Origin of the sequence: Sulfitobacter sp. 1A13496, from assembly GCF_043557225.1 — a bacterium.
In the GTDB taxonomy this organism is placed as follows: Bacteria; Pseudomonadota; Alphaproteobacteria; order Rhodobacterales; family Rhodobacteraceae; genus Sulfitobacter; species Sulfitobacter faviae.
Genome location: NZ_JBIFFP010000001.1, coordinates 118,428 through 141,502, shown reverse-complemented (window position 1 = coordinate 141,502; position 23,075 = coordinate 118,428). Strand labels below are relative to the sequence as shown.

Below are 23,075 nucleotides of genomic sequence, written 5' to 3'. Positions count from 1 at the left end.
GCCCTACCCTTTTTCATGGAAATAGCCGTAGATCGTCTCGGCCAGCGCATCCGATACGCCCTCGACCGCTTTGAGATCGCTGAGGTTCGCGCGGCTTACCGCCTTGGCCGAACCGAAATGCGCCAGCAGCGCACGCTTGCGCGCAGCGCCGACGCCCGGCACGTCGTCGAGCGGCGTGGCGCTGACCCCCTTGGCCCGTTTGGCACGGTGGGTGCCGATGGCGAAACGGTGCGCCTCATCCCGCAGGCGCTGCACGAAATAAAGCACAGGATCGTTGTGGCGCAGCGCCATGGGGCGCTTGCCGACGCGGTGGAACTCTTCCTTGCCCGCGTCCCGGTCAATGCCCTTGGCGACGCCGACCATGGGGATATCCTCGACCCCATGCTGCGCCATGATAGAGGCCACGGCGCTCACCTGCCCCGCGCCGCCGTCGATCAGCAGCAGATCAGGCCAAAGGCCGCGGCTGCGGTCCGGGTCTTCTTTGATAAGCCGCTTGAACCGGCGGTGCAGCACCTCTTTCATCATGCCGAAGTCATCGCCCGGGGTCAGGTCATCGCCGCGGATGTTGAACTTGCGGTACTGGTTTTTCATCATGCCTTCCGGCCCCGCCACGATCATTGCGCCGACGGCATTGGTGCCTTGGATATGCGAGTTGTCGTAAACCTCGATCCGCTGCGGCGGCTTGGGCAGGTCAAAGGCATCGGCCAGCCCCTGCAAGAGCTTGGTCTGGGTCGCCGTCTCGGCCATCTTGCGGGCAAGGCTTTCGCGCGCATTGCGCAGGGCCCCGTCGACCAATTCGGCCTTCTCACCCCGTTTCGGCACCAGCAGTTCGACCTTACGGCCCAGCTTGCCGCTGAGCGCCTCGGCCATCAGATCGGGGTTCTCAATCTCATTGCTGAGGATCAACTGCCGGGGCGGCTCGCGGGTGTCGTAAAACTGGCCGATGAAGGCCTCCAGCACCTCGGCGGCGTCGATCTCGCTCCCGATCCGGGGGTAATAGTCGTGGTTGCCCCAGTTCTGGTTGGCGCGGATAAAGAAGACCTGCACGCAGGCCTGACCGCTTTCCATGTGCAGCGCGATGATATCGGCCTCGTTCACCCCCTGCGGGTTGATGCCTTGGGCGGTCTGAACCTGCGTCAGCGCCTTGATCCGGTCGCGCAGGGCGGCGGCGCGTTCGAACTCCATCGCCTCTGACGCCTCTTCCATGTCCCGCGCCAAACGGCCCTGAATATCCGTCGATTTGCCGCTTAGAAACCGCTCCGCATCGCGCACAGTCTCGCGATAATCCTCGGCCGAGATTTTGCCGACACAGGGGGCGGAGCAACGTTTGATCTGATGCTGCAAACAGGGCCGCGTGCGGCTGTCGAACATCGCGTTGGAACAGTCCCGCAACAAGAACACCCGTTGCAGTTGGTTCAGCGTCCGGTTCACCGCGCCCGCGCTGGCGAAGGGGCCGTAGTAACTCCCCTTCTCCTTTTTCGCGCCGCGGTGCTTCTTGATCTGCGGGTAGTCGTGATCGGCGGTGACAAGGATATTGGGAAAGCTCTTGTCGTCGCGCAGCAGCACGTTGAACTTGGGCTTAAGCTGCTTGATCAGGTTCTGTTCGAGCAGCAGCGCCTCGGTCTCGGTCTTGGTGGTCAGAAACATCATCGAGGCGGTATTGGCGATCATCCGCGAAATGCGCGCCGAATGCCCCGTGGGCCGCGCGTAGGACGACACCCGCGCCCGCAGGTTCCGCGCCTTGCCGACGTAAAGCACGCGGCTTTCCGAATCGAGCATCCGATAGACGCCCGGCGAGGAATCGAGCGACTTCAGATAGGCCTGAATCACCTTGCGGCCTTGCGGCGGAGGGCTGTCGTTGGGCGTGGTCATCTCAGGCGCTGATTCTCGTGCTTCGCTGCAATAGGACGGCAATGGGGGCAAGCTTTAACATGTCCACCAAACATGTGGATAACTCTGCCGATAACTTCTGGGCATCTTGGATTTCTCTTTGTTTTTAACATGGTTCGCTGATTTGCCTATTTTTTAGGCGCACCCATAATATCCTGATTTCGTTCATTCTTTTGTTTACCATGAAACAAGCCTCTGAAAACAAAAGGGTTTCGGTAACACTTTGGTTACATAGGTTAAGGACGTGCAAAACTTCCCGCATGCGCGTCAGTTTCGGGGGCATTTAGGGCTTGTTTCCCATTGCAAATGCTCTCCGCCATCAGTGCAGATAAGCTGCCCCGTGACCCCCGGCGAATCGATGAAATACCCCAGTGCCGCCGTGATATCCTCGGGGTTCGCGCCGCGGCCCAGAACCGTGCCACGGCGCTGCGCGGAAAAGTCATCGGAGTCTTGATGCGGGCCTTGCAGGGTCGGGCCGGGCCCGATGCCATTCACGCGGATCGCGGGGGCCAGCGCCTGCGCACTGGTGCGCGTCATCGCCCAAAGGCCCATCTTGGCGATCGTATAGGTGGTGAATTCCGGCGTCAGGTTGCGCACCCGCTGGTCCAGCATATTGACGATCAAACCGCTGGCACGCGGCTCTCCCCCGGCGTCGGTATCGGGGGTCAGCCCCTGCCCCGCCATCGCCTGCGTCAACACGAAGGGCGCGCGCAGGTTGCTGCCCATATGGCGATCCCAGCTTTCGCGCGTGGCGCTGGTGATATCGTCCTGCTCAAAAATCGAGGCGTTGTTCACAAGGCAGGTGATCGGCCCGCCGAGCGCCTTGGCCGCGCGGGGCAAAAGCGCCGCGGCTGCGCTGTCGTCGAGAAGGTCGGCTTGCAGAGCCACAGCACTACGGCCCATGGCCGCAATCTCGGCGACGGTCGCCTTAGCCCCGGCACGCGAGGTGGCATAATGCACCGCCACATCAAAGCCGCGCTGCCCGAGGTAGAGCGCCATGGCGCGGCCCAGACGTTGCCCGGCTCCGGTCACCAATGCCCGCCGCATCTGCCGCCCTCCTCAGATCAGGATGATAAACAAATAAAGCCCGTAAAGCGCGCTGAGCACCACGCCCCAAAGTCGGGTGATATCGCGCCCCAGATAGACGAAGGGGATCAGCAAAAGCGACGCACCCAGCATCACCCATAGGTCGATCCGCAAGAAGGCTTCGTCGACCGAGATCGGACCGACAAGGCTCGCAATGCCGATGATCGCCAGCAGGTTGAACATGTTGGAGCCGATCACATTGCCAAGCGCCACATCCGCCTGACGGCGCAGCGCCGCCATCACCGTGGTCGCAAGTTCGGGCAGCGACGTGCCCACGGCCACCAGCGTCAGGCCGATCACCGTATCACTTACCCCATAGGTCTGGGCGATGATCGTGGCGTTATCCACCAAAAGGCTCGCCCCCAAGGGCAGGCCGATCAGCCCGAGGATCAGGAACATCGCGATCTGCCAACCCGCCATATCGGGGTCCGCGCCTTCGGGCTCGTCCTCATCCTCTGCCGCGCCGCTGCGGCAGGCGTGGCGGTGGTCCTTGGCATCGCGGAAAGCGTCGAAAAGCATATAGGCCAGCCCGGCGAGCAGGATCAGCCCGGCGATCCAGTCAAAGACGCCGCGGAAGGCCAGCGCGATGAACAAGAGCGAAGCCGCGATCATCTGGTTATAGGTCTTGCGGGTGCTGCATTCCGAGGTGTGCATCGTCGCCAATAGTGCCGGAATGCCCAGTACCATCAGGATATTGGCCGTATTCGACCCCACGACATTGCCAAGCGCCAGCCCCGGCACCCCGTCCAAGATCGCCTTGACCGAGATCAACAACTCCGGCGCCGAAGTGCCAAAGGCCACGATGGTCAGGCTAACGATCAACGCAGGCACGCCAAGGCGCAGCGACAGGTTCACCGCCCCTTTCACCAGCGCATCCCCCGCAAACAGCAGGATCACGAGGCCAAGCCCCGAAAGTAGCCATGGCATCAGCATCAACGCCCTCCCTTACAGGCACAATCGCCTTTGCCAATGCGGTAACGTCCGCAGTCACGGCATTTAGACCGGGTCAGGCGCTTGCCCCCCAGCCAATGCATTTTTCCAAACCAAGCCATGAGGCCCATGGCCACCAGAAATAGCAGGACGATCTTGAAAACCATGGGCTAGAGTCCAAACCGCGCGAAGGCCGCGCGTTCCTCTATGCCCTGCACCGCGTCCTGCATCATCTGCACGCCAAAGCGCGACAACAGCCCGCGTTTCACGCCATAGCGGCGCAGCCTGACCTTGTCGCCAAAGCGGTCTTTCAGCAGCGGTTTCAAATGGCCGATCCCGTCGATCAACCCCAGTTCGGCAGCGCGTTTCGCCAGCCAGATTTCCCCGGTAAACAGGTCTTGCCCCTCGGGCAGCTTGCCCGCGCGGCGGGTCTTCACATGGTCGATGAAGTTCTCATGGATGTCTTCGAGAAGCACCTTCAGCCGGGCGACATCTTCGGGGTTTTCCGGGCGGAACGGGTCGAGCATGGATTTGCTCTGCCCTGCCGTATAAACGCGCCGCTCGACCCCATGCTCGCGGATGAACTCATGCACCCCGAAGGAGGCCGAGATCACCCCGATGGAGCCGACGACCGAGCTTGGGTCCGCGTAAATCTCATCTGCCGCTGCCGCCAACCAATAGCCGCCCGAGGCGGCCACATCTTCGACGAAGGCGATGACGGGAATGTTCTTTTCCTCGGACAGCCGCCGGATGCGCGCGCCGATCAACGACGATTGCACCGGGCTGCCACCGGGGGAGTTGATTTCCAAGGCGACAGCGGCAGGCTTGCCCTTGGCAAAAGCCTTTTCGATGACCGGACCCATGGTGGCATCGTTCAACACCGCGCGGCCCTGCGCGCCGATCATGCCGGAAAGCCGGATTACGGAAACGCTGGGCGGGGATTTCAGGAAGGGCAGCCGAATTCTCATGCCCTCCATGTAGAACGCCCACCCCGCGCAAACAAGGCGGACGCCCAAGTTTCGTAGGCTCAGGCCCGCAGACGCCAGCCGGTGCGGAAAATCCACCAGATCACGCCGAGGCAAAGCGCCGTAAACAGCGCGATGGCGGCAAGGCTGGTGATGATCGGCACATCCGCCGCGCCGAAAAACGCCCAGCGAAAGCCCGAGATCAGATAGACCACCGGGTTGAAATGCGAGATCACCTGCCAGACCGGCGGCAGCATCGAGATCGAGTAAAAAGACCCGCCAAGGAAGACCAATGGCGTGACGATCAGAAGCGGCACCAGTTGCAACTGCTCGAAATTGCCCGCCCAGATGCCGATGATAAAGCCCATCAGCGCGAAGCTGATGCAGGTCAGGATCAGGAAGGCCACCATGGCGATGGGGTGCTGGATCGTGATGTCGACAAAGAAGAAGGCCGTGATCAGGATGATCGTGCCGATAAAGAGCGCCTTGGTCGCCGCCGCGCCGACATAGCCGATGACGATCTCGAAGAAGTTGATCGGCGCCGAAAGCAACTCGTAAACCGTGCCGATGAACTTCGGGAAATAAATCCCGAAAGAGGCGTTGGAGATCGACTGCGTGATGACGCTGAGCATGATCAGCCCCGGCACGATGAAGGCGCCGTAGCTCACGCCCTCGACCTCATCAATGCGGCTGCCGATAGCGGCGCCGAAGACCACGAAGTAAAGCGAGGTCGAGAGTACCGGGGAGATGATGCTCTGCGTGATGGTGCGAAAGAAACGCGCCATTTCAAAAGCGTAGATGGCTTTGATCGCGGTCCAGTTCATGCCGCATCCTCCTTGAGCAGGTCGACAAAGATATCTTCCAAGCTGCTTTGCCGTGTCGCCACGTCTTGCAGCACCAGACCGCTTTCCGCGACCTTGGAGAGCAGCTTGGTGATGCCGGTCCGCTCGGCATTGGTGTCATAGGTGTAGATCAGCGATTGCCCATCGGCGGACAACTCCACGTCCGGGGATTGCAGCGCCAGTGGCACTTCGGTGATCGGCTCGGTCAGTTGGACTTCGAGTTGCTTCTTGCCCATGCGCGCCATCAGCGCGTGTTTCTCTTCGACCAGCAGCAATTCGCCCTTGGCGATGACGCCGATCCGGTCGGCGATGGCCTCGGCCTCTTCGATGTAATGGGTGGTCAAGATGATTGTCACGCCCGAGGCTTTCAGCCCCGCCACGATTTCCCACATATCCTTGCGCAGTTCTACGTCGACGCCTGCGGTCGGCTCATCCAGAAACAGCACCTTCGGGTCATGCGCCAGCGCCTTGGCGATCAGCACGCGGCGTTTCATCCCGCCCGAAAGCTCGCGGATTTGGCTGTCTTTCTTGTCCCAAAGCGAGAGTTGCCGCAGGATTTTCTCCAACACCGCCTCATCCGCCGGACGGCCAAACAGCCCGCGCGAGAAGCGCACGGTGTTGATGACCTTCTCAAAGGGTTCGAGATTGATCTCCTGCGGGACCAGCCCGATCATGGAACGGGCCGCGCGGAAATCATCCCGAATGTCATGGCCGCCGACGGTCACCTTGCCGCTGGTCGCGGTGGTGATGCCGCAGATGGTCGAAATGAGCGTCGTCTTCCCCGCCCCGTTCGAACCCAGAAGCGCGAGAATCTCGCCCTTCTCGATCTGCAAGTTGACCCCTTTGAGCGCCTCGAAACCGCCCGCGTAGGATTTACGCAGGTTCTGAATATCCACGATTGTCGGCATGGTCGTCTCCGCATTGGTAAGGCGCGCAACCTAACCGGCTTTGCACCGGCTGAACAGATGCCTTCAGGTCTTGGCGCGGCCGAACCAGCCCTTTTTGGCAGGCGCGTCTTCTTCGGTGGCCGACGCCTCTGTGCCCTCCTCTGCCGGACCTTCGAGCGAGGATTGCAGGTTGTCGAAGAACTGATCCGCCATTTTCTTGGCGAAACCGTCGATGATCCGGCTGCCAAGCTGCGCCAGCTTGCCGCCGACCTTGGCCTCGACATCATAACTCAACTCGGTCCCGCCGTCCTTTTCGGCCAGCCGCACCTCGGCCCCGCCCTTGGCGAAACCGGCGGCACCGCCCTTGCCCTCGCCGGTGATGGTCAGCGCTTCGTTCGGCACCAGATCGGAGAGCTTCACGTGCCCCTTGAACGTCGCCTTCACCGGGCCGACCTTTTGCACCACCGTCGCGTCATAGCCCTCTTGGGCCGAGCCTGAGACGTCTTGCGCGCCGGGTACGCAGGTTTGCAGCATCTCCGGGTCCAGCAATGCCGCGTAAACCTCGGCGGGGGTGGCGGCGATCTGGCGGGTGTCGGACATCTGCATGGCTGGCTCTCCCTTTGGCGTATCGCAACAGTCTAGCGGGTAAATCTGCGCAAACCAATGTCAAAGCGCTGGACCTTACGCGCCGGGCTGATAGGTCTTTGCCATGACAAGTAATTCCCATAACCGCGCCGGACTGGCGATCGGGCTGATCCTTCTCGGCGTCGCCGCGATTTCGGTCAATGACATGCTGATCAAACGTCTGTCGGGCGGCTATCCGCTGCATCAGATCGTCTTCACCCGCTCGGCCATCGGGATTCTGCTGGGGTTGGTGCTGGTCAAGCTGGAAGGCGGGCTTCACCTGCTCAAAACGCGGCAGCCGGGGCTGCATCTGCTGCGCGGGCTGCTTATCGTGATCTCGAACATGTCCTTCTTTCTGGCGCTGTCGGTTCTGCCGCTGGCCGAGGCAACGGCGCTGTTCTTTGCAGCCCCCCTCTTCATTACGGTGCTGTCGATCCCGCTTCTGGGTGAAAAGGTCGGCCCGCTGCGCCTTGGCGCGGTGATCGTGGGGTTCATCGGCGTGGTGATCATGATGCGCCCTTGGGCCAGTACCGCGACGCTCGAAACCTCCCGCTGGGTGTTGCTGCTGCCGGTGCTGGCGGCGCTGACCTATGCATTGAACCAGTTGATGACCCGCAAGCTCGGGGTGAACTCCAAAGCCTCGGCGCTGATGGTCTATATCCAAGCCGCCTTTGTCGCCGTGTCGCTGGGGTTTTTCCTGATCGCGGGCGATGGGCGGTTCGTGGATGAGGGCAGCAGCGCCTCGCTCCAGTTCCTGCTGCGCGCGTGGATTTGGCCCGCGCGGGAGGATTACCTCACCTTCCTCGGCATCGGGTTGAACATCGCGCTGATCGGCTATTGCCTCAGCCAAGCCTACCGGCTGGGGGATGCCGCCACCGTGGCCCCGTTCGAATATATCGGCCTGCCGCTGGCGGTGTTCTGGGGTTTCGTGATCTTTGGCGACCTCCCGGTCTGGGAGGTCTGGGTCGGGATCGCGCTGATCCTTGCCTCGGGTCTGTTCGTCTACCTGCGCGAGCGCCAGAAGGCGCTGCGCGTGACTCGTTTGCAGGGCGGGCGGCGGGCTTAAGCCGCCACCTCCACCACCACTTTGCCCGTCGCCTTGCGGTCGCGCAGCAGGGCCAGCGCCTCATTCGCCTGTTCCAGCGGCATCACATTGCTGACATGGGGTTTCAGCTTGCCCGCGACATACCATTTGATCAGCTCGGCGAAACTGTCGGTAAGGACCGAAGGTTTGATCTTGGCATAGCCGCCCCAGTAAAAGCCCAAAACGGTGAGGTTCTTGACCAGCAGGATATTGGCCGGGATCTGCGGCACCTCGCCGCTGGCAAAGCCCAAGGGGATCAGCCGCGCTTCGGGGTTGCAGGCGCGCATGGCGGCTTTGAACTGATCACCGCCCACCGGGTCATAGACCACATCCGCCCCGCCCAATTCCTTGACGATGGCGCGGATGTCGTCGGTCTCAGAATTAATCAGGTGATCGGCGCCCGCCTCTTTACAGACGGCGAGCTTATCTTCGCCGCGCGCCACGGCGATCACCTCGGCCCCCATCAGCTTGCCCAGTTCCACCGCTGTCAGCCCGATGCCGCCCGACGCGCCCAAGACCAGCAGCCGCTCGCCCGGCTGCAACCGCGCCTTATAGTCCAGCGCCACATGGCTGGTGCCATAGGCAATGAGAAAGGCCGCCGCGTCGACCGCCGTCATCTCTTCGGGGATCGGCACGCAGACCGCCGCCGGAATGGCGGCATATTCGGCCAGCCCGTCAAACCCGGTATAGGCCGCCACGCGCTGACCGACCTTCAGGTGCTCCACCCCCGCGCCCAGAGCGGTGATCCTGCCCGCCATCTCCATCCCCAGCGTGAAGGGCAGCGGCGGCTTTTCTTGATAGGTGCCTTTGATGATCAACAGATCGCCAAAGTTCAGCCCGCAGGTCTCGACCTGAACCAGCACCTCGCCCTGCCCCGGCATGGGCATCTCAAGCTCTTGCAGGGTAAGCGGTTCGTCATAGGCGGTGACTTGCATGGCGCGCATCGGGCTGTCCTTTCGTGCTGCTTTGGCCCGAAGAGGCCAGAAGCCAGCGCGCTTGGCAAGACCCGTGGCCCGCGCCGCTGCGTTAGCCGGGCATGATCACCAGCCGGATGCCATAGGCCACCACGGCCAGCAGGGCGACGCTGGCCAGCCAAAGCGCCACGAACCAGCCCGCGCGTTTCAGCCAGTGGCGCATCAGTGATAGCCCTCCTCGGGGTCGATCTTGCCGCGGAACACCCAATAGGCATAGGCGGTGTAGCTCAGGATCAGTGGCAGCAGCACCAAGGTGCCGACCAGCGCGAACATCAGGCTCTCATCCGGGGCGGCAGCCTCTGCAATGGTCAGGCTGGGCGGGACCATATGGGGGTAGAAACTGATCCCGATGCCGATGAAGCCCAGCACGAAGAGCGCCAGCGCGCAGAAGAACGGCTGCTTGTCGCCGCGGCGTTGCAACCCGCGCAGCATGCCGAAAGCCGCCAGCGCCACCAAAAGTGGCACGATGCCGCTGAAGAGCGCGGTGGGCCATGCGAACCAGCGTTCGAAATAGACCGCATCGGTGAAGGGCGTCCAAAGGCTAACCAGCCCCATGAAGACCAGTGTCGCCACCGCCAACGGCCATGCAAGGCGGCGCATATGCGCTTGGATGCGGCCCTCAAGCTTCATGTTGAGCCATGTCGCGCCCAAGAGCGCATAGCCCGTGGTCACCGCCACACCGGTCAGGATCGAGAAGGGCGTGAGCCAATCCCACCAGCCGCCCGCATAGGCGCGGCCTTCGATCTCGATCCCCTGCACCAGCGCGCCCAAGGCGATGCCCTGACAGAAAGAGGCCACCAGCGAGCCGCCGAAGAATGCCATATCCCACAGCGGTTTCCAGCGTTTCGTGCGCCAGCGGTACTCAAACGCCACGCCGCGGAAGATCAGCCCCAGAAGCATCAGGATGATCGGCATGTAAAGCGCGGGCATCACCACCGCATAGGCCAGCGGAAAAACGGCGAAAAGCCCGCCGCCGCCCAAGACTAGCCACGTCTCATTGCCGTCCCAGATCGGCGCAACCGAGTTCATCATCACATTGCGCTCGCCCTCATCCTTGGTCATCGGAAAGAGCAGCCCAACGCCCAGATCGAAGCCATCGAGGATGACGTAGATCAACACCGCTGCGGCGATGATCCCGGCCCAGATGAACGAAAGTTCAAGTCCAAACATCTCAGCTCTCCTCGCCCTTGTTATGCGCGGTCTTGTCTCTGACCGCCGCCTCTTCGCCGACAGCAAGGATCGGCCCCTCGCCGCGCGCCGGGTCGTTCTGCGCCGCCCCGTCTTGCGCGTCGTCCCCCTGAACGTCGTCGCGTTCATCCTCCAGCACATGGCCGACAACCGGCTTGCGCATCATCGCCAGAATATACCAAGTGCCCGCGCCGAAGACGAAGAAATACACCACGATGAAGGCGATCAGCGAGGTCGCGACCGCCGGAGCCTCAATCGGGGCAAGGCTGTCAGAGGTCCGCAGCAGCCCGTAGACGGTGAAGGGCTGCCGCCCGACCTCGGTCGTGATCCAGCCTGCCAGCACCGCCACAAAGCCGGTCGGCCCCATCACCAGCGCCAGACGGTGCAGCATCGGCGCATCGTAAAGCCACCCGCGCAGCCGCGCGAAGGCCGCCCAAAGCCCCAGCCCCAGCATCGCAAAGCCAAGCGCGATCATGATGCGGAAAGACCAAAAGACGATGGCCACCGGCGGCTCATCCGCGTCCGGGATCGTGTCAAGCCCGTCGAGCGGCGCGTTCAGATCATGCTTGAGGATCAGCGACGACAGTTTGGGAATTTCTACCGCGTAGTCGATGCGCTTTTCCTCGGGGTTCGGGATACCAAAGAGGATCAGCGGCGCGCCCTCGGGGTGGCTGTCGTAATGTCCCTCCATCGCCATGACCTTGGCGGGCTGATGCTCCAGCGTGTTCAGCCCGTGCATATCGCCTGCGAGGATCTGGAGCGGTGTGACCAGCAAGAGCATCCACATCGCCATGGAGAACATCCGCCGCGCTGCCGCATCCGCACGGTCGCGCAGCAGGTGCAGCCCCCCGACCCCGCCCACGACCAGCGCCGTGGTGAGATAGGCCGCCAGCACCATATGCACCAAACGGTAGGGGAAGGACGGGTTGAAGACGATCGCCCACCAATCCTCGGGCACGAATTGGCCCACGTCATTGATGGCAAAGCCCGCAGGCGTCTGCATCCAAGAGTTCACCGAAAGGATCCATGTGGCCGAGGCCAGCGTGCCAAGCGCGACCAGCGCTGTGGCGAACATATGCAGCCCGTCGCCCACCCGTTTGCGGCCAAAAAGCATGATGCCCAGAAAGCCCGCCTCAAGGAAAAAGGCCGAGAGCACCTCATAGGCCATCAGCGGCCCGACCACCGGCCCTGCCTTGTCAGAGAAGACCGACCAGTTGGTGCCGATCTGGTAGGACATCACGATGCCCGAGACGACCCCCATGCCAAAGGCCACCGCAAAGATTTTCTTCCAGTAGTTGAAGAGCTTCAAATAGGTCTCTTCGCGTTTCCACAGCCAGAGCACGTTGAGCACGGCCAGAAAGCTCGCCAACCCGATCGAGAAAGCCGGGAAGATGATGTGGAACGAAACCGTGAATGCAAACTGCACCCGCGCTAGGATTTCGGCGGTGTAACCGTCGAGCATATGAAGCCCCCGCGTATTGTTTCCTGACCTATATAGGACCGGGCGGCGGGAGCGGCACAGGCTAAATTGCCGCAGTGCTTGGCCCGCGTTCTAGCTGTCGAACGTCACCACGACGCGCAGCCCCGGCGCGCTGTCGGCAAGCTCCAGCCTTGCCCCATGGAGTTTCGCCACCCCATCGACCAGCGCCAGACCCAGCCCATGACCCGGCGTGCCCCGGCTGCGATCCAGCCGGTAAAGGCGCTGCAACACTTTGTCGCGGTCCTCAGCCGGAATGCCGGGGCCGCCGTCCGCCACCGTGAGCGTGACCTGCCCCGCCGCCTGCTTCAGCGCGACCTTCACCGCCTCGGCATCCCCGGAATGGCGCAGGGCGTTTTCAATCAGATTGGCCAGCAATTGCCCCAAAAGCGCGCGGTCACCGGTGACATGAACAGGCGTTTCGGGCAGCGCGCAGAGCAGGTGTTTGCCCTGCTCCCCTGCTGCGGGTTCGTAAAGCTCGACCATGGTGCGGCAAAGCGCGGTGAGGTCGACGGAGGCGAAATGCGCGCGGGCCTCGCCCTGCTCCACCTGCGCCAATTGCAGAAGCGATTGAAAGATTGCGGCGATGCCCTCCAACTCGGCCCGGGCACGGGCCAGCGGTTCGGCGGGGTCCGCGCCCGCAGCCTCGGCCCGGTCCAGATCGTCAAGATGAACCGAGACACGCTGAATCGGGGTCTTCAGGTCATGCGCGATATCGAGAGAGACCTGCCGCAGCGCCGCGACAGAGGTTTCCTGCGCCCGGGCCATCTGGTTCACCGCCTCACCGATGCGCAGCAGGTCGTCCGACCAGCGCGGCCCCGGCACGACCCTTGCGGCCAGATCTCCTGTCGTCAGCCGGTCCAGCGTGGCGCGGATCACCTCCACATGGCGTTTGGAGCGGCGGGCAAGGATCAGCCCGCCCGACAGCGCGATCAGCACCGTGGGCAGCAGGCTCACCAGCAAGATATTGACGAAAACTTCACGCAGGGCCGTGATCTCGGCCCGGCTGCGGGCGATGGTCAAAAGCCCGCCATAGAGCGTGTCGGTCAGGGTCAGGTAAACACCCCGATACTCCGCCCGCGCCGCGCCGATCGAGACGATGTGATAGCCCTCGTTATCGCGCGCGATGGCCCCGTTGCCGTAAATGCGCCCGTTGGGGCCGATGTAGCTAAGGATCAGCCGGTTCGGGTCGGTCTCACGCGATTCCGCCTCGACCAGCCGCGCGAGGGCGGCGGCACCGGGCGCGGCGCGAAAGCCCGCCATGTCCTGCGCCAGATCGGCGCGGATCGCTTGCTCGAACGACCGCTGGGTGACTGCATAGCTGGCCGCGAGGCTGAGCAGGCTGACGATGGTGAACAAAAGCACCAGCAAAAGCGCCAGACGCAGCGGCATCGACCGCCAGAGCCCCGCCAGCCGCGCCTTCATGCGTCGATCCTATAGCCCGCGCCACGCACGGTCTGGATGAGCTCGCTGTCAAAAGGCCGGTCCACCTTGGCCCGCAGGCGGCTGATGTGGGTCTCGACCACATTGGTCATCGGGTCGAAAGAGATGTCCCAGACCGCCTCCAGCAGCATGGTGCGGGTCTGCACCCGGCCCTTGCGGCGCAAGAGATGCTCCAAGAGGGCAAACTCCCGCGGCAGCAGGTCGATCTCTTGGCCCGCCCGCGTCACCCGGCGGCTGATGAGGTCCATGGTCAGGTCGCCCGCGCGCAGGACCGTCTCCTGCTCCAACGCCTGCGGACGGCGGGCCAATGCGTTGACCCGCGCCGAGAGCTCTCCGAAGGCGAAGGGTTTGACCAGATAGTCATCCGCCCCGGCATTGAGCCCGTCGATCCGGTCCTCCACCGCGCCCATGGCCGTCAGCAGCAGCACCGGCGTGGTATTGCCCGCCCCACGCAGGGTTTTCAGCAGCGCCAGCCCATCCAACTCAGGCAGCATCCGGTCAAGGATCAGCACGTCATATTGCCCGGTAGTGGCCTGCACCAACCCGTCGCGGCCATCGGCCACCACATCTACCGCATGCCCCTCCTCGCGCAGGCCACGCGCGATATAGGTGCTGGTGGTGGTATCGTCTTCGACAACAAGCAGTTTCATCGTGTCCTCATGTAGGATTCCCGATGAATTATGCCAAATTCGCCGCCCGTGCAGCCCAGAGGCGGCAATCTCACAAATTTGTATAGGGCACGGCAAGGCACTGTAAAACCGCAGGTCCAGATAGGCTCCCGGAACGACCGAATGCACAGCAAGGAGCATGCAATGACCAAGACCCTTTCCAAAGCCCCCCGCGCCGCCGCCCTTGCGCTGAGCGCCGCGATGGCCGCGACGCCGATGCTGGCGCTGGCCCCCTCGGCCGCGCTTGCGGTTCCGCCGGGCGGCTATGCCGACCTGGTCGAGGCCGTCTCCCCGGCCGTCGTCTTCATCGAAGTGACCGGCAAGCAGCAGCAGGCCGTGGCCCAGCAACAGCTGCCCCCCGGCATGCCCGAGGAACTGCGCCGCCGGTTCGAGCACATGCTGCCCGGTCAGGATGGCGCCGCCCCCGCCCCGCGTCAGGGTCTGGGCTCGGGCTTTATCATCTCCGAGGACGGCCAGATCGTGACCAACCACCACGTCGTCGCAGGTGCCGAGACAGTGACCGTGAAACTCGCCGATGGCCGTAAGTTCGACGCCGAAGTAGTGGGCAGCGACGCGATGACCGACATCGCGCTGCTGAAAGTCTCTGCGGATGTGGACCTGCCCAAAGTGGACTTCGGCACCTCGAAAACCCTGCGCGTGGGTGATGAGGTCGTGGCCGTGGGCAACCCCTTTGGCCTTGGCGGCACTGTGACCTCGGGCATCGTCTCGGCCCTGTCGCGGGACATTCAGGCAGGCCCCTTCGATGACTTTATCCAAACCGACGCGGCAATCAACCGCGGCAACTCCGGCGGGCCGCTGTTCAACAACGACGGCGAGGTCGTGGGCGTGAACACCGCGATCCTGAGCCCCGGTGGCGGCTCTGTTGGCATCGGCTTCTCGGTGCCCTCGGATCTGGTGCAGACCATCGTCGCCGATCTGGCCGATGACGGGTCGGTCGAACGGGGCTGGCTGGGCGTGCAGATCCGGCCCATGACCCCCGAGGTCGCCAATGTGCTGGGCTATGACGAGCCGCGCGGCGCCGTGATCGAAGCGATCACCGAAGACAGCCCCGCCGCCAAAGCGGGCCTTAAGAAGGGCGACATCATCCTGTCCTTCGGTGACACGGAAGTCGACGATCTGCGCGACCTGACCCGTGCGGTGGCCACCACCACGCCCGAGAGCGCGGCAGAGGTCGTCGTGCTGCGCAAAGGGTCTGAACAGACCCTCGACGTGACCGTGGGCGCGCTGGAACCCAAGCCGGCGTGATCCACGCCTTCCCGGCGCTCCTCATGCCGCCGGGAAGCCCCCAGCCCTTCGCCCTCGCTGGGGGCTGGGCAGCCTGCCCCGGTGGTCCTGCACTGCCGGGGCTTTTTATGTGCCCTCGCCGCCGTCTCCTTCGCCTGATGGCGCATTGTGCATATGGAACCGCACCAGTTCCGCCACGGAATTCGCCTCAAGCTTGCGCATCACCCGCGCACGGTGCACCTCGACCGTCTTGATGGAGATGTCCATCTCGCTGCCGATCTCACGGTTCGACAGCCCTGCCGCCACACGTTCGAACACCCGATGCTCCTGCGGGGTGAGCCGGGCCAGAAGCTGCGCGTTTTCGACCTCTGCCGCCTTGCTCTTGCGCCGGGCCGCATCGGACTGAAGGGCCGCGTTGATCAGGTCGAGCATGTTTTGGTTGTTAAAGGGTTTTTCGATGAAATCCACTGCCCCCGCCTTCATCGCCGTCACGGCGGTAGAGACATCGCCGAAGGCCGTCATCAGGATCAGCGGCAGTTTGATCCCCCGCGCGTTCAGCGCCTTTTGCAACTCCAAACCGCTCATCCCCGGCATCCGCACATCGCTCACAAGGCAGCAGCAACCGCTGTCCTCATAGCTGTCAAGGAACGCCGCCGCCGATGCAAAGGGAATGGCGCGCAGCCCAACGGAGCCCAGCAACCACACCAGAGACTCCCGCACCGCGGCGTCATCATCGACGACGTAAACGATCCCCTCTTGCGACATTCTACTCTTGCACCTCCAACGGCAGACGCACGGTCAGGCAGGCGCCCTCGGCATCGGATTTCGTCACAGCGATCGTTCCGCCATGGGACAGAACGATCGTTTCGCAAATCGCCAGCCCCACGCCAAGCCCCTTGTCCTTGGTAGAGCGGAAGGCGCTGAAGGCGGTCTGCGCGGGCATGTCCGGAGCAAAGCCGCGCCCCGCGTCGGCCACGTCGATCACGATCTCCCCGGCTTCGCAGCGCGCGGTGACCGAGACTTCGGCATCCGCACGCTCCGCCTCCCGACAGGCGTCGATGCCGTTCTTGATGAGGTTGATCAACAGCTGCTCGATCTCGATCCGGGCGCAATGCAGGGCGACTTCGCCACATTGATCGTTGATGGCCACGGTGACCCCGGTGGCCGAGCTTTCGGGCTGGATCAGCAGTTGCACCGAGCGGAGGATCTCGTCAAAGCGGACCGCATTGCGGTCGGCATCGTCGCTATGCAGATAGTTCGACATGGAGCGCAGGATGGCGCTGGCCCGTTCAGATTGGCTTTGCATATTGTTGAGCACGGCGATCATATCCTCTCTCTCAAGCTGGTCGTTCTTGGCACGCAGCACGCAGCCTGCGGCAAAATTGTGAATAGCGGCTAAAGGCTGGTTCAATTCATGGGCGATGGCGGCGGTCATCTGGCCCAGCGTTTCGCGCCGGTTGAGCAGTTGCAGCGCCGTTTCATGCCGGTGCAGCCGCTCTTCCCGCTCGACCTTTTCGGTGATGTCGGAGGCGATCGTGAGCAGCCCGCCCGCGGCCACGGGATAGTCCGTCACTTCCAGCCAACGGCCCGTGGAGGTCCGCGCGCGAAAGAACTTGGCCGGGGTGTTGCGCCGGTCGCGCCGCTGCGCGCTCCAGCGGCTCTTGCCTTCGGTGGCCGTCGCCATTTTGCCGGTCTGGGTAAAGTGGGCGAGCAGTTCATCGAAGTGTTTCCCGATGATATCGCCCTCCATCCCGGCATAGGTCGCGCGGTATTCCTCGTTGCAATAGACCAGACGGTCGCTGCTGTCGAAAAGCGCCACCATGGTCGAGATATTCTCGAAAGCCAGCGCCAGAGCCTCCAGCGCGCTTTTGCGCTCGGTCTCGGCGGTGGCGATTTCGGTCATGTCGAAACAGGTGCCGCGATAGCCTGCCAGTTCTGCTTGGGCATCGAAGAAAGGTTTGCCCGACATGTCGATTTGCCGTGTCCGCCCCCTGCCCAAGGGCAGGACCAACCGCAGATCGCGAAAGGCTTCTCGCGCGGCGAAGCGTTGTCTCAACAGGTCGTAATCCCCTTGGTCTTTCGCCACATCGGCTTCGGCAAGGGTCTTGCCCAGATCGAAGATCGGGGTCTCCGCATCGGTCTGACGGCCCCCGCCAGACAGAAAGGTGAAACGCCCTTCGGCGTCCATCTCCCAGACCCAATCGGTCGCGCTTTCGGTGAAGTCGCGAAAGCGGGTTTCGCTTTCCACCAGTTCGGTCAGCACGTTCTGCTGATCCGTCACATCTTGGATCGCGGCCAGCAGATGCACATGACGGCCCCGGTCCAAACGGCGAATGCAGGCGCGCGCTTCAATCTGGCGTCCGCTGGCGGCAAGAAACTTGACGTTCTCCACCACATCGCGCGGGCGGCTGCCCGCCATATGCAGGTTGTTGCGGATCGTTGCACGACTGCGCGGCTCCACGAAACTCTGCCTCTGCTGCCACATCTCGCGCAGGTTCTGCGCGTCGCGACCCAAAAGCGCTTCCACCTCGGGCGAGGCATCGACCAGCGCGCCCTGCTGATCCCACTCCAGATAGCCGATCCCCGCCACCTCTGCCGCAAGCGCATGTTTCGCCGCGCTGACCTCTGCCTCATGCACCGCGTCCTGCACGGCGGAGCGGTCCATGATCATGACCAAAACGCCCACCACCTGCCCCCGGTCGGACAGCGGCTGATAGACCGCCGCCCCTTGGGTGCGGTCCAGCACGGGGCGCGAGAAATCGAAATGCCATGTGACCTGCCGCCCGGCCAAGGCCTTTTCAAGGTTGTCCGAAATCTCGTCCAGCAGGTCCGGCGGGACGATCTGCGACAGGTGTTTGCCCACGATCTCATCCGCGGGCCTGCCGAAGGACGCGCTATAGGCGTCATTGACAAAAGCATAGGTCATATCGGGCGTGAGAAAGGCCGCTTGCACCGGCAAATGGTCGAGGAAGTCGGGCAATCTGCGCCGTGTCTCATCGGTATTGGCGGTGTTTTGCAGCTTGCGCCGGTTGCGCATCACGCGCCAGACCTGCGCCACCAGCACCGCAAGCGCCGCCACCGCAAAGACCAGTTCGATCGGATCGCTATAGGCGCCGCCGCGCGGGGCCGATGCCAAGACCACGGCGACATAAAGCACCAAGACCGCAACAGCGCCCCCCACGGCGAAACGGTTGATCGCATCGCCGATCTGCTTGGCGATCATCACGCCGGACAAGACGATCCCGCACAGCGTAATCAATGTAAACGCCGCGACCAAGCTCATGCGCACCTCTACTTTCCCTCAAAAGGTCGGCTTTTTCGGCTCCCCTGTCTATTGGGGGAAACCCTGACAAGGGCCGATTAAACCGCCTCCCAAAACGGGTATACGACGGCGCGCCATAAATTCGTGAAAATATCTGCCCCAATTTCAGCAGCTTATTCCCGACTATAGGGGATAACCCTGACCCGGCTGGGGCTTTGCCCAATTGGCGGCGCAATTTCAGGCCGGTAGCTTGTGCTCACCCCACGGAATTGGCCGTGTGATACATGGTCAAAACGCGGATTTTGCAGTGACAGATAGTGAAACCCCACCCTCGAAGCCCTCTGACGCAAAGGCAGAAAGCAAGACGCCCACGCAGGCCGATCTGATGGAGATCCACAGCCTCTACGCTCAGGCCGACGCGATGGCCGAAGCCGCTGAGAAATCGGGCAAATCCGACGGTGAAGAGCAGCCTGCCGCGGCCCCGCCCCCACAAAGCGCCGAACAGGGTGACGAACGAAATGACGCGGGCTAAGCGCCGAGACCGCTCACTTCGTACTGTTGGACACCACATGGTCACTGTCGATCCCGCCCAACGAATGAAACAGTCCCGACGTATTGCTGACCCCGAATTTCTTGAGCAATTTCGCACGATAGACCTTTACCGTCCGGTGCGAGATATCGAGGTTGAGCGCGATTTGCTTGCTGGTCAACCCCTCCGCCAGATGGCTCAGGATCTCGCGCTCGCGCCGGGTCAGCGGCAGATAGGGCCGCTCGGCAGAGAGGTCTGCAAAGCTCCAGACCGCGCGGTCGAGCGGGCGTTCGGGGGTGAAGGAATGGCCGCGCACCCGGCACCAGAACAGGCTGCCGTCGCGCCGTGCCATGATGCGCTCGTCCCAATAGGTATTGGTCTTGCGCAGCTGGTCCACGCCGCGGTCGCGGATGTTTACGAACTCTTCATCCGAGGGGTAGAGAATGGCGAAAAGCTGGTCGCGCAGATCGCCGCGCGCATAGCCGAACATCGCCGCGAAGGCGTTGTTGCAATCACGGATGCAGCGGTTCTCGGTCACCACAAGCCCGACGGGCGCATGAACAAAGGCAAGCTCTTCAAAGCGCCCCTGCGCAAAGCAATCGTCGGTACGTATTTCCACCATCTTGCTCCGTCTAACTCTATTTCCGATGCTGAAACCGCAAGCTAGTCGACGGGAGGAGGCGGCGCAACACGGCGCTGGCCCGTGCAGGGAGGACGCGATGCTAACACGCAAGCGCATGGCGGACGCGCCATGATCGCGCGGGCCGCGGTCGCGCGGGTACGGCTGGCAGGGGGCAAGGGCGCGGGTGGCATCACCCGCGCTATGCCCATGGTGATCCGGAAAGGCACGCGCCAATGACCGCCCCCCAGTTCCACTTTGTGCCCGTGATGGGCCATGAGGTGCATGTCGCCGAATGGGGTGATCGCCAGAAACCTGCAGTGCTAATGCTGCACGGTCTGGCCCGCACCGGGCGCGATTTCGATGAGGCCGCCGCCACCCTGTCGCGGGATTTCCATGTGCTCTGCCCCGACATGATCGGGCGCGGAAGGTCGAGTTGGGCGCGAGACCCTGAGGTGGAGTATTCCGTCGAGCATTACGCGCAGATCGCGACGGGGCTTTTGGATCACTTCCAGATCGACCGCGCCGCGTGGTTCGGCACCTCCTTGGGCGGCATGATCGGGATGCATGTCGCCTCTAGCCCCGAGGCGCAGCGCGTCAGCGCCTTGGTGGTGAATGACATCAGCCCCGAACTGCCCGAGGCGGCGGTGCAGCGGATCCTTTCCTATGTGGGCAGCCTGCCCGCCTTCGACAGTTTCGCCGAAGGAGAAGCCTGGCTGCGCCAGACCTACGCCCCCTTCGGCCCGGCGGCAGATGCCTATTGGCAGCGCATGGCGCGGTCGTCACTGCGGCGCCGTGGGGATGGACGGCTGACCCTGCATTATGATCCGCGCATCACCGTGCAATTCACCGCCTCGGCGCATGAGTTGTCGACATGGGACCGTTGGTCACGGACCCGCACGCCCACCCATCTGCTGCGCGGCGCGCAGTCGGACCTGCTGCAACCCAAGGCCGCACAGCGCATGACGCAAAGCGGCCCCCGGCCCGGAATGACCGAATTCCCCGGCTGCGGCCATGCCCCCAGCATGTCCAACCCCCAAGACATTGCCCTGCTGCGTCGCGTTCTGGTTGAATTGCTGGGACAATCCGCACCCTCATAGGCGCGATTTATGCAAAATTGACGCTACTGCCCCGGCATTTGCATGCATCCGGGTATTTTTCTTGCGTCAACAAAGAACTGTGCGGTCTAATGCCTCCGGGGCGTATCCGGCCCTCAGAAGGCCGGAGCGTGGAGGACAGGGACCACTTTGGGCAAAGCCGGCATGGAAAAGATCAGAAATGCGCTGTCTCAGCGTGCGAAACGGATTGTCGTGCTGGTCGCGCTCTGCGCCGTTGTCCTTGGCTTTGGCCATCGGATCGAGACGCTGTCCTACCAGACCTACATGCAGGATCTGGAGCTCGACACCACCTTGGAGCTGATCGAAGTCCGCGAACGGATCCGCGCGGATATCTTCGAGCAGATCCTGAAACTGCGCGAATTGGCCACCGTCATCAGCGAGAACCCGACGATCACCCAATCCGAATTCAGCGCCCGCGCGGCAGAGTTCATGGCCGAGAACCCGGATGTCATCAACCTCGCCGTGGCCCCCGATCTCGTTGTCACCATCGTCCACCCCTATGAGGCCAATCGCGGCGTGCTGGGGCTGGACTACCGCCAGAACGCGGCGCAATTGCCGAAAGTCGAACAGGCTTTGCAAAGCGGTGAGGGGCTGGTGACCGGCCCGGTCGATCTGGTGCAGGGCGGGCGCGGGCTGATCCTGCGACATCCGATCTTTGATTCAACCGGCACCAATGCCGCGCCGGACACGCCTTGGGGCATCCTCTCGATGGTGGTCGATTACGACGCCCTCGTCCGCCGGTTACAAATCCCCGAACTGACCGAGAAATACGATCTGGCCATCCGCGAGTTGACGCCAGAGGGAGAGGTCGAACAGACCATCATCGGCGACCCCGAACTAACCTTGGTCGACCCGATCAAGCTCGACTTCAGCTTTGCCTTCGGCACTTGGCAGCTGGCCGCCACGGTCAAAGGCGGCTGGCCAGAGCACCGCCCGGACTTCTGGCTGAACTGGCTGTTGCGTCTGCAAGGCGCGCTCGGCGTTACGATTTTTGCGTGGTACATCATGCGTCTGGCCGACAACCGCAAACTTGCCGAAGAACGGCTGCGCACCGGTGTCGAAGCCTTGGACCACGGTTTCGTCATGTATGACGCCAAGGGCACCTTGGTGCTTTGCAACGAAAAATACCGCGAGATTCATGGCTATAGCGACGTGGTGAAGCCCGGCTCGACCTATGAACAGATCGTGCGGGACAGCATTCGCCGCGGCATGGTCCCCGATGCCATCGGCAAGGAAGAAGAATGGATCCGCATCTGGCTGGAAAAGCGAGAAAACGGCGCCTTCGAGACCGAGCAGCGCATGCCCGATGGCCGCATCATCCGCACGTCGGACCGGCGGATGGAAGACGGCAGCGTCGTGGGTCTGCGGATCGACGTGACCGACCTGAAGAAGGCGCTTTTGACCGCCGAGGACGCGAACAAGGCCAAGACCGATTTCATGGGCGTGCTGAGCCATGAGTTGCGCACGCCGCTGACCGTCATTCTGGGCCATGTCCGCCTTGCGCGGCATTTCGACCGGACCCCGGCGGCGCGTGATCTATGCACCGCCATCGAGGCTGATCCCCAGACCCGCGAAACGCTCTCCCCCAAGCTGTCGGCGACGATGTCCAAACTGGGCGACATCATGCAAACGGTCGAGCGGTCGGGCAATCACCTGCTGACCCTGATCAACGAGGTGCTCGACTTTGCCAAGATCGACGCGGGCAGCCTGTCCATCGCGATGGAGCCGGTGCAGATCGACGATATCGTCACCCCGACCGCAGATCAGCTGCGCCCGATGGTCGAAGACAAAGGGCTGGAGTTAAAAGTGAAATCGGCCAGCGGCGTGATGCTGGCGGATGGCAAACGCATTCAGCAGGTGTTGATCAACCTGCTGAGCAATGCGACGAAATTCTCCGACGAAGGGACCATTTCGCTGACCTGCCGCATTCGGGGGGAGGTGGTGGAATTCCGCGTGACGGATTCCGGCATCGGCATCCCCGAAGATGAGCTGGAGCGCGTTTTCGAACCCTTCCATCAGGTCGATTCCACCGCCACCCGGCGCTTTGGCGGCACCGGGCTGGGCCTTGCGATTTCACGCGACATCGCCACCGCCCATGGCGGCAGCCTTGTCGCCACCAGCATCATGGGCAAGGGCAGTAGCTTTTTGCTGACCCTGCCCCTGCGCCCTGCCATTGCCGTCGCCGCCGCCGAAGCGCGGGAGGCCGAGGTGGCCTGAGCGCCGTACCTCGGCTCTTCAACACCG

At 62.9% G+C, this 23,075-nt stretch carries 21 protein-coding genes and 1 pseudogene; 6 read left to right on the top strand and 16 right to left on the bottom strand.

Annotated features, from left to right (window positions below):
- Positions 1-3: 3 nt before the first annotated feature.
- The 7 genes from uvrC to ACGYLX_RS00650 all read right to left on the bottom strand — a co-directional run bounded on the left by uvrC (position 4) and on the right by ACGYLX_RS00650 (position 7,206).
- Positions 4-1,872 carry an excinuclease ABC subunit UvrC gene (uvrC, locus tag ACGYLX_RS00680; protein ID WP_394446770.1) on the bottom strand — a complete coding sequence of 623 codons (1,869 nt, stop codon included), beginning with the start codon at positions 1,870-1,872 and terminating at the stop codon, positions 4-6.
- Between the two features lie 285 nt (positions 1,873-2,157).
- A complete protein-coding gene (locus ACGYLX_RS00675) occupies positions 2,158-2,937 on the bottom strand; it encodes an SDR family oxidoreductase (RefSeq protein ID WP_394446768.1) in 780 nt (259 codons plus the stop codon).
- A 12-nt stretch (positions 2,938-2,949) separates the two neighbouring features.
- Positions 2,950-3,909, bottom strand: a complete 960-nt coding sequence (locus tag ACGYLX_RS00670) for a calcium/sodium antiporter (RefSeq protein ID WP_394446766.1) — start codon at positions 3,907-3,909, stop codon at positions 2,950-2,952.
- 167 nt (positions 3,910-4,076) lie between these two features.
- On the bottom strand, positions 4,077-4,874 hold the full coding sequence (locus ACGYLX_RS00665) for a S49 family peptidase (protein ID WP_394446764.1): 798 nt from the start codon (positions 4,872-4,874) through the stop codon (positions 4,077-4,079).
- A 59-nt stretch (positions 4,875-4,933) separates the two neighbouring features.
- Positions 4,934-5,695 carry an ABC transporter permease gene (locus tag ACGYLX_RS00660; protein ID WP_067265544.1) on the bottom strand — a complete coding sequence of 254 codons (762 nt, stop codon included), beginning with the start codon at positions 5,693-5,695 and terminating at the stop codon, positions 4,934-4,936.
- Positions 5,692-6,621, bottom strand: coding sequence for an ABC transporter ATP-binding protein (locus ACGYLX_RS00655; RefSeq protein ID WP_394446763.1), 930 nt, complete (start codon positions 6,619-6,621; stop codon positions 5,692-5,694). Before ACGYLX_RS00655 ends, ACGYLX_RS00660 begins: the two co-directional genes overlap by 4 nt.
- 63 nt (positions 6,622-6,684) lie before the next feature.
- Positions 6,685-7,206: a CoxG family protein gene (locus ACGYLX_RS00650; RefSeq protein WP_394446761.1), complete on the bottom strand. Its 522-nt coding sequence runs from the start codon at positions 7,204-7,206 to the stop codon at positions 6,685-6,687.
- 103 nt (positions 7,207-7,309) lie between these two features.
- Here ACGYLX_RS00650 and ACGYLX_RS00645 point away from each other — a divergent pair, with 103 nt between their 5' ends.
- The gene (locus ACGYLX_RS00645) at positions 7,310-8,290 is read left to right on the top strand and encodes a DMT family transporter (RefSeq protein WP_394446760.1); all 981 of its coding nucleotides are present in this window, start codon (positions 7,310-7,312) and stop codon (positions 8,288-8,290) included.
- Here the strand turns inward: ACGYLX_RS00645 and ACGYLX_RS00640 are convergent.
- The 6 genes from ACGYLX_RS00640 to ACGYLX_RS00615 all read right to left on the bottom strand — a co-directional run bounded on the left by ACGYLX_RS00640 (position 8,287) and on the right by ACGYLX_RS00615 (position 14,040).
- Positions 8,287-9,252: an NADPH:quinone oxidoreductase family protein gene (locus ACGYLX_RS00640; protein WP_394446759.1), complete on the bottom strand. Its 966-nt coding sequence runs from the start codon at positions 9,250-9,252 to the stop codon at positions 8,287-8,289. The two genes, ACGYLX_RS00645 and ACGYLX_RS00640, sit on opposite strands and share 4 nt — an antisense overlap.
- Positions 9,253-9,334: 82 nt before the next feature.
- Positions 9,335-9,445 carry a DUF2474 family protein gene (locus ACGYLX_RS00635; RefSeq protein WP_136720396.1) on the bottom strand — a complete coding sequence of 37 codons (111 nt, stop codon included), beginning with the start codon at positions 9,443-9,445 and terminating at the stop codon, positions 9,335-9,337.
- Complete coding sequence (cydB, locus tag ACGYLX_RS00630) at positions 9,445-10,452, bottom strand: cytochrome d ubiquinol oxidase subunit II (protein ID WP_209218325.1); 1,008 nt, start codon at positions 10,450-10,452, stop codon at positions 9,445-9,447. Before cydB ends, ACGYLX_RS00635 begins: the two co-directional genes overlap by 1 nt.
- Position 10,453: 1 nt before the next feature.
- Positions 10,454-11,932 carry a cytochrome ubiquinol oxidase subunit I gene (locus tag ACGYLX_RS00625; protein ID WP_394446757.1) on the bottom strand — a complete coding sequence of 493 codons (1,479 nt, stop codon included), beginning with the start codon at positions 11,930-11,932 and terminating at the stop codon, positions 10,454-10,456.
- Between the two features lie 90 nt (positions 11,933-12,022).
- Positions 12,023-13,372 (bottom strand): sensor histidine kinase, encoded by a 1,350-nt coding sequence (locus ACGYLX_RS00620; RefSeq protein WP_394446755.1) that lies wholly within the window; start codon positions 13,370-13,372, stop codon positions 12,023-12,025.
- Positions 13,369-14,040: a response regulator gene (locus ACGYLX_RS00615; protein WP_394432367.1), complete on the bottom strand. Its 672-nt coding sequence runs from the start codon at positions 14,038-14,040 to the stop codon at positions 13,369-13,371. The genes ACGYLX_RS00620 and ACGYLX_RS00615 overlap by 4 nt, the downstream gene beginning before the upstream one ends.
- A gap of 162 nt (positions 14,041-14,202) precedes the next feature.
- On the opposite strand from ACGYLX_RS00615, the gene ACGYLX_RS00610 reads away from it, so the two are divergent.
- Positions 14,203-15,324 carry a Do family serine endopeptidase gene (locus ACGYLX_RS00610; protein ID WP_067265521.1) on the top strand — a complete coding sequence of 374 codons (1,122 nt, stop codon included), beginning with the start codon at positions 14,203-14,205 and terminating at the stop codon, positions 15,322-15,324.
- Between the two features lie 105 nt (positions 15,325-15,429).
- Here the strand turns inward: ACGYLX_RS00610 and ACGYLX_RS00605 are convergent, their stop codons facing one another.
- Both ACGYLX_RS00605 and ACGYLX_RS00600 read right to left on the bottom strand, forming a co-directional pair.
- The gene (locus tag ACGYLX_RS00605; RefSeq protein ID WP_067265519.1) at positions 15,430-16,068 is read right to left on the bottom strand and encodes a response regulator transcription factor; all 639 of its coding nucleotides are present in this window, start codon (positions 16,066-16,068) and stop codon (positions 15,430-15,432) included.
- 1 nt (position 16,069) lies between these two features.
- Entirely contained in the window at positions 16,070-18,586 is a 2,517-nt protein-coding gene (locus ACGYLX_RS00600; RefSeq protein ID WP_394446753.1) for a PAS domain-containing protein, read from the bottom strand.
- A gap of 286 nt (positions 18,587-18,872) precedes the next feature.
- Between ACGYLX_RS00600 and ACGYLX_RS00595 the strand changes: the two genes are divergently transcribed.
- Complete coding sequence (locus tag ACGYLX_RS00595; RefSeq protein WP_394446751.1) at positions 18,873-19,097, top strand: hypothetical protein; 225 nt, start codon at positions 18,873-18,875, stop codon at positions 19,095-19,097.
- A gap of 13 nt (positions 19,098-19,110) precedes the next feature.
- On the opposite strand, the gene ACGYLX_RS00590 is transcribed toward ACGYLX_RS00595, so the two are convergent.
- Positions 19,111-19,716, bottom strand: coding sequence for a LuxR C-terminal-related transcriptional regulator (locus ACGYLX_RS00590; protein ID WP_394446749.1), 606 nt, complete (start codon positions 19,714-19,716; stop codon positions 19,111-19,113).
- A 233-nt stretch (positions 19,717-19,949) separates the two neighbouring features.
- Here ACGYLX_RS00590 and ACGYLX_RS00585 point away from each other — a divergent pair, with 233 nt between their 5' ends.
- The 3 genes and pseudogenes from ACGYLX_RS00585 (at position 19,950) to ACGYLX_RS00575 (ending at position 23,048) form a co-directional block, all read left to right on the top strand.
- Positions 19,950-20,813, top strand: coding sequence for an alpha/beta fold hydrolase (locus ACGYLX_RS00585; RefSeq protein WP_394446747.1), 864 nt, complete (start codon positions 19,950-19,952; stop codon positions 20,811-20,813).
- Between the two features lie 162 nt (positions 20,814-20,975).
- A pseudogene (locus tag ACGYLX_RS00580) lies at positions 20,976-21,611 on the top strand (CHASE domain-containing protein); the annotation flags it as partial.
- 225 nt (positions 21,612-21,836) lie between these two features.
- A complete protein-coding gene (locus tag ACGYLX_RS00575) occupies positions 21,837-23,048 on the top strand; it encodes a PAS domain-containing sensor histidine kinase (RefSeq protein ID WP_394448062.1) in 1,212 nt (403 codons plus the stop codon).
- Positions 23,049-23,075: the final 27 nt, after the last annotated feature.